This is a genomic window from Streptomyces sp. NPDC005820, assembly GCF_040630255.1.
Taxonomy (GTDB): Bacteria; Actinomycetota; Actinomycetes; order Streptomycetales; family Streptomycetaceae; genus Streptomyces.
The window spans coordinates 96,728-104,111 of sequence record NZ_JBEXXE010000044.1; the positions used below are offsets into that span (position 1 = coordinate 96,728).

7 protein-coding genes are annotated in these 7,384 nt (G+C 69.5%); 3 read left to right on the forward strand and 4 right to left on the reverse strand.

Translation table 11 applies throughout. The features are described 5' to 3' along the window. Positions 1–462 precede the first annotated feature (462 nt). Genes ABZ464_RS40285 through ABZ464_RS40295 form a run of 3 tightly spaced genes read left to right on the forward strand, consistent with a single transcriptional unit; the run spans position 463 to position 2,071 of the window. Positions 463–660, forward strand: a complete 198-nt coding sequence (locus ABZ464_RS40285; RefSeq protein ID WP_359286463.1) for a transposase — start codon at positions 463–465, stop codon at positions 658–660. Next, positions 647–1,750: a hypothetical protein gene (locus tag ABZ464_RS40290; protein WP_359286464.1), complete on the forward strand. Its 1,104-nt coding sequence runs from the start codon at positions 647–649 to the stop codon at positions 1,748–1,750. Before ABZ464_RS40285 ends, ABZ464_RS40290 begins: the two co-directional genes overlap by 14 nt. A gap of 12 nt (positions 1,751–1,762) precedes the next feature. Further along, complete coding sequence (locus ABZ464_RS40295; RefSeq protein ID WP_359286496.1) at positions 1,763–2,071, forward strand: transposase; 309 nt, start codon at positions 1,763–1,765, stop codon at positions 2,069–2,071. Between the two features lie 419 nt (positions 2,072–2,490). Here ABZ464_RS40295 and ABZ464_RS40300 read toward each other — a convergent pair whose 3' ends face one another. From ABZ464_RS40300 to ABZ464_RS40315, 4 genes are all read right to left on the reverse strand, one after another. Further along, the gene (locus tag ABZ464_RS40300) at positions 2,491–3,285 is read right to left on the reverse strand and encodes a maleylpyruvate isomerase family mycothiol-dependent enzyme (protein WP_359286466.1); all 795 of its coding nucleotides are present in this window, start codon (positions 3,283–3,285) and stop codon (positions 2,491–2,493) included. A 249-nt stretch (positions 3,286–3,534) separates the two neighbouring features. Next, positions 3,535–4,692, reverse strand: a complete 1,158-nt coding sequence (locus tag ABZ464_RS40305; protein ID WP_359286469.1) for an L-dopachrome tautomerase-related protein — start codon at positions 4,690–4,692, stop codon at positions 3,535–3,537. Between the two features lie 231 nt (positions 4,693–4,923). Beyond that, a complete protein-coding gene (locus tag ABZ464_RS40310) occupies positions 4,924–6,423 on the reverse strand; it encodes an MFS transporter (RefSeq protein ID WP_359286471.1) in 1,500 nt (499 codons plus the stop codon). Between the two features lie 101 nt (positions 6,424–6,524). Next, positions 6,525–7,384, reverse strand: an 860-nt coding sequence (locus ABZ464_RS40315; protein WP_359286474.1) for an NAD(P)/FAD-dependent oxidoreductase, incomplete at its 5' end; no start/stop codon positions are given.

Genomic DNA, 7,384 nt, shown 5'->3' on the forward strand with positions numbered 1-7,384 from the left:
GGGCCCAGCGGGTTCATCCTCCGCCCCTCAGCGCTCGCCCCGTTCTGGAACAGCGTCCAGGCTCCGCACCTGAGCGGGACTCCAGCCGGGCCCATCGACAGACCGCCCACACTTCTTGATCTCGGCAATCCGTACCCGCTGCTCGGCGTCCGGGCCGCCCACGCTTGCTCGGTGTTTCTCTCACGTCACTGTCGGCGACGAGATCATTGTCCCCGCCGGAAACCGACTCCCAGGGCCTGTACATCGGTCTGTACTTCCTAGTAGTGCTTCGTGACTCTGTCGGGGATCTTGGAGTTTCGCGGTGCGGCAGCATGATCAACGGGCATGCTCGGGTCGTTCCGATGACCGATGCAGCTGTCGAGGTGCCCGTTGTCCCTCCGTTCCCGTTCCGGTGAGCAAGTCCCGTCTCTGACTGCGCAGATCGCGCGGGCGAGCAACCCGGGCGGTACGACGGCGACATGGGTGCGTGACCGGCTCGATGGGCTGTGGTGCGACGAGGACTTCGTCCACTGGTACCCGCGCGACGGGCGTCCGCTCTCTCCCGCTCAGCTGGCCACCGTCTGTGTGCTGCAGTTCCTGCTCGGTCTGTCGGACCGGCCGGCCGCCGAGGCGGTCCGCTGCCGCATCGACTTCACACGCCATGGCCATGGAGCTGGATGATCCAGGCTTCCATCACAGCGTGCTGGCCGACTTCCGCGACCGTCTCGCCGAAGACGACCGTGCCGACCGCCTCCTCGACCTGGCGCTGGCCCGCCTCAAGGAGGCCGGCCTGGTGCGCGAACGCACCACGCAGCGCACCGACTCCACCCATGTCCCGGCCGCGGTGCGGGATCTGACCCGCCTGGAGCTGGTCACTGAGGCGGTCCGCGCGGCACTGGAAGAAGTCGCGGGCATCTCTCCTCACCTGCTGGACGATCTGGTCGATGAGGACTGGGGACGCCGTTACGGCCGTCCGGTCCGCCTGGGCAAGAACCCCACCAAGCCCAAGACCAGGATCCTCGCCACCGGAAACGACGCCGTCCGGCTCTTGGAGCACCTCTACCGTCGCGGAGCGGACCGCGCGTGGGGCCCGCGTGTCCAGGCCCTGCGCCAGATCATGATGCAGAGCTACCACCGGAACGCCGCAGGACACCTGCGCTGGCGCACCGCCGAGAAGGAAGGCGGGCCCGGGCTGCCACCCTCGTCCCGGGCGATCGTCTCTCCCTACGACACCTCGGCCCGCTACGCACGGCACGGACACATCATCAGCTGGAAGGGGTTCTCCGCCCACCTGACCGAGACCTGTGCTCCCGACCGTCCCAACGTGATCACGGACGTGGCCACCACCGCGGCCACCACCCACGACAGCCAGGTCCTGCCCGGCATCCACACCCGCCTGGCCCGACGCGAGTTGCTGCCCGCCGAGCATCTGGTCGACGCCGGCTACACCTCCCTGCCCCACCTGGAACAAGCCGCACGTGAACACCAGGTCACCGTCTCCGGGCCACTCCGCAGCAACCCCACCCGCCAACACCGCCGAGGCGAGGGCTTCGCCCGGGACGACTTTCACATCGACTACGACCGCCAGCAGGTCACCTGCCCCCAGGGCCAGGTCAGCGCGGGCTGGCACGGCCCCTACCCGACCTCCTCACCCACCGCGGCCCCGTTGATCGTGGCCCGGTTCACCAAGAGCCAGTGCCACCCCTGCCCGGCCCGCGCCCAGTGCACCACCTCCCGCGAAGGCACCCGCACCGTGGGCTTTCCCCCATGAGAACTCCGCGACCTGCAACTCCGCGTCCGCACCGAGCAGCAGACACCCGAGTGGAAGAGCCGCTACGCGGTGCGCTCCGGGGTGGAAGGAACGGTCAACGAGTTCGCCCACGGACACGGCATGCGCCACTGCCGCTACCGAGGACAGGGAAAGGCCCACATCCAGCACGTCCTGACCGCCATCGCCATCAACATCGAGCGCCTCAGCGGACTGCCGCCGACCGAGGAAGCACCCACGCCCCGCCGGCCGACTGCCTTCCAGAACTACCTCGACCGGCGCGAGATCCCCCGGCCGAAGTCCTGGCGAACCCTCGGCACCTGACCTCGGCAACTCCAAGATCCCCGACAGAATCAAGCGTAAAGCACGTCGTCGGAGAGCATGGTCAAGGCCTCCTCGACGCGATTGGCGTTCCAGTGCGCGATGAATGTCTCAGCGATCTCGGTCGGGGTAGCGGACATGGCTTGTCTCCTGTGGTGTGGGATAGAGAGAGCGTCGATCTGTTTCCTGCGGTGTTCCGTCGACCTGCGATCCGTCCGTATGCGGGCGAGGGCAGATCGCGGTCATGGCCCCCGACGTCGGCGAGCGTCGCCAGTTGTGGTCCGAGGCGATCTCTGTCGTCACGCCGGCTGGGCGGGGGCGCTGATCTGCGGCTTTCGCTGTGCCGCTCATGCTCCGGACACGACCCCAAGTGAAACGCGCGGGCGAGGGCGTGTTCCCGTGCCCGTTGCCTCGCCGCCGGGTCAGAACCCGGGGAAAATCCTGCGCAGGTCGTCGAGGGTGACGGTGTCGCCGGTGAGGGTCACGGAGGACGGGGTGTGGGCGGGGGCGTGCCGACCGGCGACGAGCCGCAGCCACCACTCGGCGGGAGCCGTCAGCACGGCGTCGGCGTTCTCAGGTTCGCCGGTGAGCGCGACCGTCTCGCCGACCAAGAGACCGAAGGCGCGCTCGGGTGCGGTGGTGTGCACCGCGACGGCGACGGGGCGGTCCTCCAGGGCGTCCGCCTTGCCGATGAAGCCCAGCATCATGCCGGCCTGGTCGAGGAGCGGCCCGGTCGCGGCGGATGGCAGGGTCGTCGACGGGTCGAAGGCCACCTCGACGTCCCACGAGTGGTGGGCGAGCTCACTGAGCCGGAGCCCCGCCGCGGTCGCGACGTCCACCGGCGCTGGCAGGAAGCCGAGGTCGATCCGGAGGTCACTGCGGGCCCCCGCGTCGAGGCCCTCGTAACGTTCGACCAGCGCCTGGTTCGCGGTGACGAAGCCTTCGGCGCGCTCGGCCGGGGTCATCGCGTCCCAGCGGGCCCACACCGACTTGTTGAAGTCGCCGTCGGGGGCACCCGTACCGCCCGTCGCGCCCTCCAGTGCGGCCAGGCCTATTGCGGCGCCGCTGCCCAGATGGCTGAGCACCTGGGAGACGTCCCACTCCGACGCGCCGGACGGGCGGCTGAGATCGGCCGCGGTGAGTCTGTGCACCACAGCGGCGAGGTGGTCGTGCCCGCTGCGCAGGGCGTCGATGATCCGGTCTGCGGTTTCGGTCATGTTCGTTTCCTCAATGAAGGCGATCTGATTCGGTGTTGTCGTCACACGGCTGTCGGTGTCACACGGCGGTCTGCAACGAGCGGCATGGTTCCGGCGACCCGGCGGGCGAGCGCGGTCGCGTCGGGGGTGTCGTACCGCCTCGTGTAGTAGCGCGGGTGGAAGCCCCCGAAGGCGTAGACGAGCGGGGTGTGCGCGGCCGGTCCAGACAGGGACAGCGACCAGGCAGTCGCGTGACGCGGGCCGGAGAGGTCATACGAGCCTGACCGGCCCGGCGTCGATCGGCAGGCGGACCAGGAGATAGGGCTTGCGGCGCAGATCCTCGCCCTCGTGGAAGGGCGACAGCCGGTTGAGCTGGTTGGCGATGGCGTACAGGTGCCGGTCCGAGGCGACGGACAGGGTGTCGACCCAGATCAGGTCACTGCCCTGGGCGAGGGTCCGGTAGGTGCCGTCCAGGTTCCTGCGCCAGATGGAGTTGTGTTCCAGGTCGCCGCCGTAGAGCCGTCCCTTGTCGTCGCTCTCCAGACCGTCGGCCATCGGCTTGAACCCGTGGTCCTCGACCGTCGCCGCCACCTCGGCGCCGGTGGCGTCCGGGTTGGCGAGTGCGTCGGTGGACACGCTGTGCAGTCGGCGGCTGGACAGGGGGCAGTAGTAGAGGCGCGTGCCGTCGGCGCTGAGAGCGATGCCGTCGGAGCCGGTCTCGAAGTGCATGGGTTCGCCGCCCGCGGGGCGGATCATGAAGGGCTCGCCCTCGATGGTCGGAAGGAACTGCTCGTCGGGGAGCACTGAGGGCTGCCCGGCCAGTCGCCGCCAGGAGCGGCCTGTGGCGAGGTCGACCACGATCACGCCGTTGGAGCTGCCCGAGTCGGTGATGAAGGCCATGCCCTCGGCGCCGCGCCGCAGGTCGAAGCGCACGTCGTTGGGGTAGCTGTTCGACGGCACCACCTCGGGCGGGAGGAGGATCTTCCGTACGATCCGGTCGGTGCGCAGGTCGACTGCCACGAGCTTCGGGCCGCCGTAGGAGGACCCGGCGAGCAGCGGGTTTCCGGTGTCGAGGATCCACAGCCGGTCGGCCGGGTCGACGATGACGCTCTGCACCGACTGGAAGTGCCCGGCCAGGTCGGAGGCGTCCTCGCGGTTCACCTCGGCGTTGGGGTAGGCCACGGGCTTCCCGTGCCGCAGTTCGGCGACGGTGAACGGGACGTCCTCGCCCCAGCGGGGGAAGTTGACGAAGATTCGGCCGTGGCGTGAGACGGTGACACCCGTCGGCATCGAGCCCCAGAAGCGGGCGACGACTGTGTACTGACCGGCGGTTGGACCGGCAGTTGGACTGGTGGCGTGGGCGGGCCCGGCGAGTTGGGTGGCGGCCAGCGATGCGGTGGTCGCGCCGAGGAATCTACGTCGTTTCATGCGAGTGTGTCCTGTGGGGTCTGGCGCGCCATGAACTTCGCTGTGGACAGCAGTTCTCCGGTGCGCGGGTGGCGGGTGGTGAGGTCCATCGCGGAGGACGTCCCGTCGTGGATGCGCAGGGCGGGACGGTCGCGGTGGAACCCTGGAGATGTCCCGCATTCCTGTGCTGATGCGTGTCCTGAGAACGACAGTCATCGCGGGTAGCAGGGCCTCTGTGGGGTGGATCCAGGCTCAGTGGGCCATCACGGGCTCGCCCTCGGACGGCTCCAGGGCCCGGTTCGGGATCAGGAACGCGGCGATCACCGCACCGGCCAGGAAGAACCCGGAGCCCCACGCCAGGGTGGCCGTGTAGCCCTCGACCCCGGCCTGCGCCGCGGCCAGCGCGCTGGGCTTGTGGGAGGTCAGGTAGTCGGTCGCGGCCGACGAGGCGACGGTGGTCAGCAGCGCCGTACTGATGGAGCCGCCGATCTGCTGGCCGGTGTTGATCAGCGCCGAGGCGACACCCGCGTCCTCGTGGTGAATGCCCGAGGTCGCCCCCTGGATCGCGGTGGTCATCACCGCGCCGATGCCGAGACCCAGCAGGATCAGGCCGGGCATGATGTGGGTGGTGTAGGTGCTGTCCAGCTCGAGCCGGGTCAGCAGGGCCATACCGGCTGCGGCGACCAGGAAGCCGGCGCTGACGACGATCTTCGGGCCGATCCTGGGCAGCACCAGCGAAGGCATCGTGGTCGACGAGGCGACGACGGCCGCGACCATCGGCAGGAACGCCAGACCGGTCTTGATCGGCGAGTAGCCGAGGCTGGCCGCGAAGTAGTAGGTCAGGAACAGGAAGATCGAGAACATCCCCATGCCCAGGACGAACACGGCCAGGAACGAACCACTGCGGGTCCGGTCCAGCACGAGGCGCAGCGGCAGCAGCGGATGCGCGACCCTGGTCTCCAGCCGGACGAACACCGCGAGCAGCACCGCGCCGGTGATCATGGAGCTGAGGGCGACCGGGTTGGTCCAGCTGGTGGACTCGACGTGTGCGAACCCGTAGACGACGGCGAACAGCGCGGCGCTCACCACGACGATGCCAGGGATGTCGAGCTTGGGCTTATGGGTGATCGCGGGCTTGGCCAGCAGCAGCAACGCGCCGATCAGGGCGGGGACCGCGAAGGCGACGTTCACGTACATCACCCAGCGCCAGGACGCCCATTCGGTGAGCATGCCGCCGACCAGCAGCCCGATCGCGCCGCCCGCGCCGCCCAGCGCACTGAAGATACCGAAGGCCTTCGCCCTTTCGGACGGTTCGGTGAAGGTCACGCTGAGCAGGGAGAGTGCCGCGGGCGCGAGCACCGCGGCGAACAGGCCCTGGGCCACACGTGCCGCGACGAGGATCTCGAAGCTGCTGGCCGAGCCGCCGACGACGGACGCGACCCCGAAACCTGCCAGGCCGATCACGAAGAGGGTGCGTCGGCCCAACAGGTCACCGAGGCGGCCGCCGAGCAGCAGCAGGCTGCCGAACGCCAGGGCGTACCCCGTGATGACCCACTGCCGGCTGCCGTCGCTGAAGCCGAGGTCCTGCTGCGCCTCGGGCAGCGCGATGTTCACGACGGTCGCATCGAGCATGACCATCAGCTGTGCCGTGCCTATGACGACCAGCACCCACCAGCGCACGGCGTGTGAGCCGCGAAGGCCCGAGTCGGTCTTACCGGGGGCGGGCGCCCCGCGGTCGATGCTGGTACTCATTTTCTTCCCTTGCTTGGTGGGCATGACTGAAAACCGTCTGGAATGGAAACTGATTGGTTTCCTCACTGATGAAGGTGAGGCGAGGGTGACGGGCCGAGATCTCAGGGCTTCGAGATCCCCTGGAGGGCCGCGTCGGTGTCCGCGATGGCCAGCATCCTGTTGATGTCGGCGCCGGCGAGTGCGCCGGCTGCTGCGGAGGCTCCGACCTGGGCGACCAGATCGGTGGCGTTGCCGGCCACCCACACACCCGGCACGTCGGTGCTGCCGGACAGGCCGGAGGCGAAACCGTGGCCCTTGCCCGGCAGTTCCTGAACCGGCAGGTTCAGGCCTTCCAGGCCCTGGGTGCGGGCCTGCATCGGCGCGGCGACCGCGAGGACGCGGCGGGCCACGACCTGGCCGTCGGCCAGGCGCACTCCGGCGAGGGCATCGTCCTCGTCGTCGACGACCTCGGTGACGGGGGTGTCGATGAGGCGGATGCCGCGGGCGGTGAAGCGGGCGCGGTTGTCCTCGTCCAGGTCGGTGCCGTGGGTGAAGTAGGTCAGGTCCTCGGTCAGCTGACGGAAGAGATACGCGTGGTTGATGGAGGCCGGGCCGGTGGCGAGGATGCCGATGGGCTCGTCGCGCACCTCCCAGCCGTGGCAGTAAGGGCAGTGCACCACACTGTGTCCCCAGTGCTCGGCGAGCCCGGGCACTTGCGGCAGCACATCCTTCAGGCCGGTGGCCACCAGGATGCGGCGGGCGGTCATGCGGCGGCCGTCGGCCAGGGTGACGGTGAACCGCAGGTCCCCGTCCGCCGACGGGGCGGCAGGCCCGGCGGAGACCACCTCGCCGAACACGACGCGTCCGCCGTACTGGCGCACCTGCTCCCGGCCCCGCCGGAGGATCTCGGACGGCGGGGTGCCGTCCAGGGCGAGGAGGCCGTGCACGGCATCCGCGGGCGCGTTGCGCGGGGAGCCGCTGT

Coding starts and splice junctions, on each gene's coding strand:
- ABZ464_RS40290 (WP_359286464.1), top strand. CDS start 647: ATGGAGCTGGATGATCCAGGCTTCCATCACAGCGTGCTGGCCGACTTC.
- ABZ464_RS40300 (WP_359286466.1), bottom strand. CDS start 3,285: ATGACCGAAACCGCAGACCGGATCATCGACGCCCTGCGCAGCGGGCAC.
- ABZ464_RS40305 (WP_359286469.1), bottom strand. CDS start 4,692: ATGAAACGACGTAGATTCCTCGGCGCGACCACCGCATCGCTGGCCGCC.
- ABZ464_RS40310 (WP_359286471.1), bottom strand. CDS start 6,423: ATGAGTACCAGCATCGACCGCGGGGCGCCCGCCCCCGGTAAGACCGAC.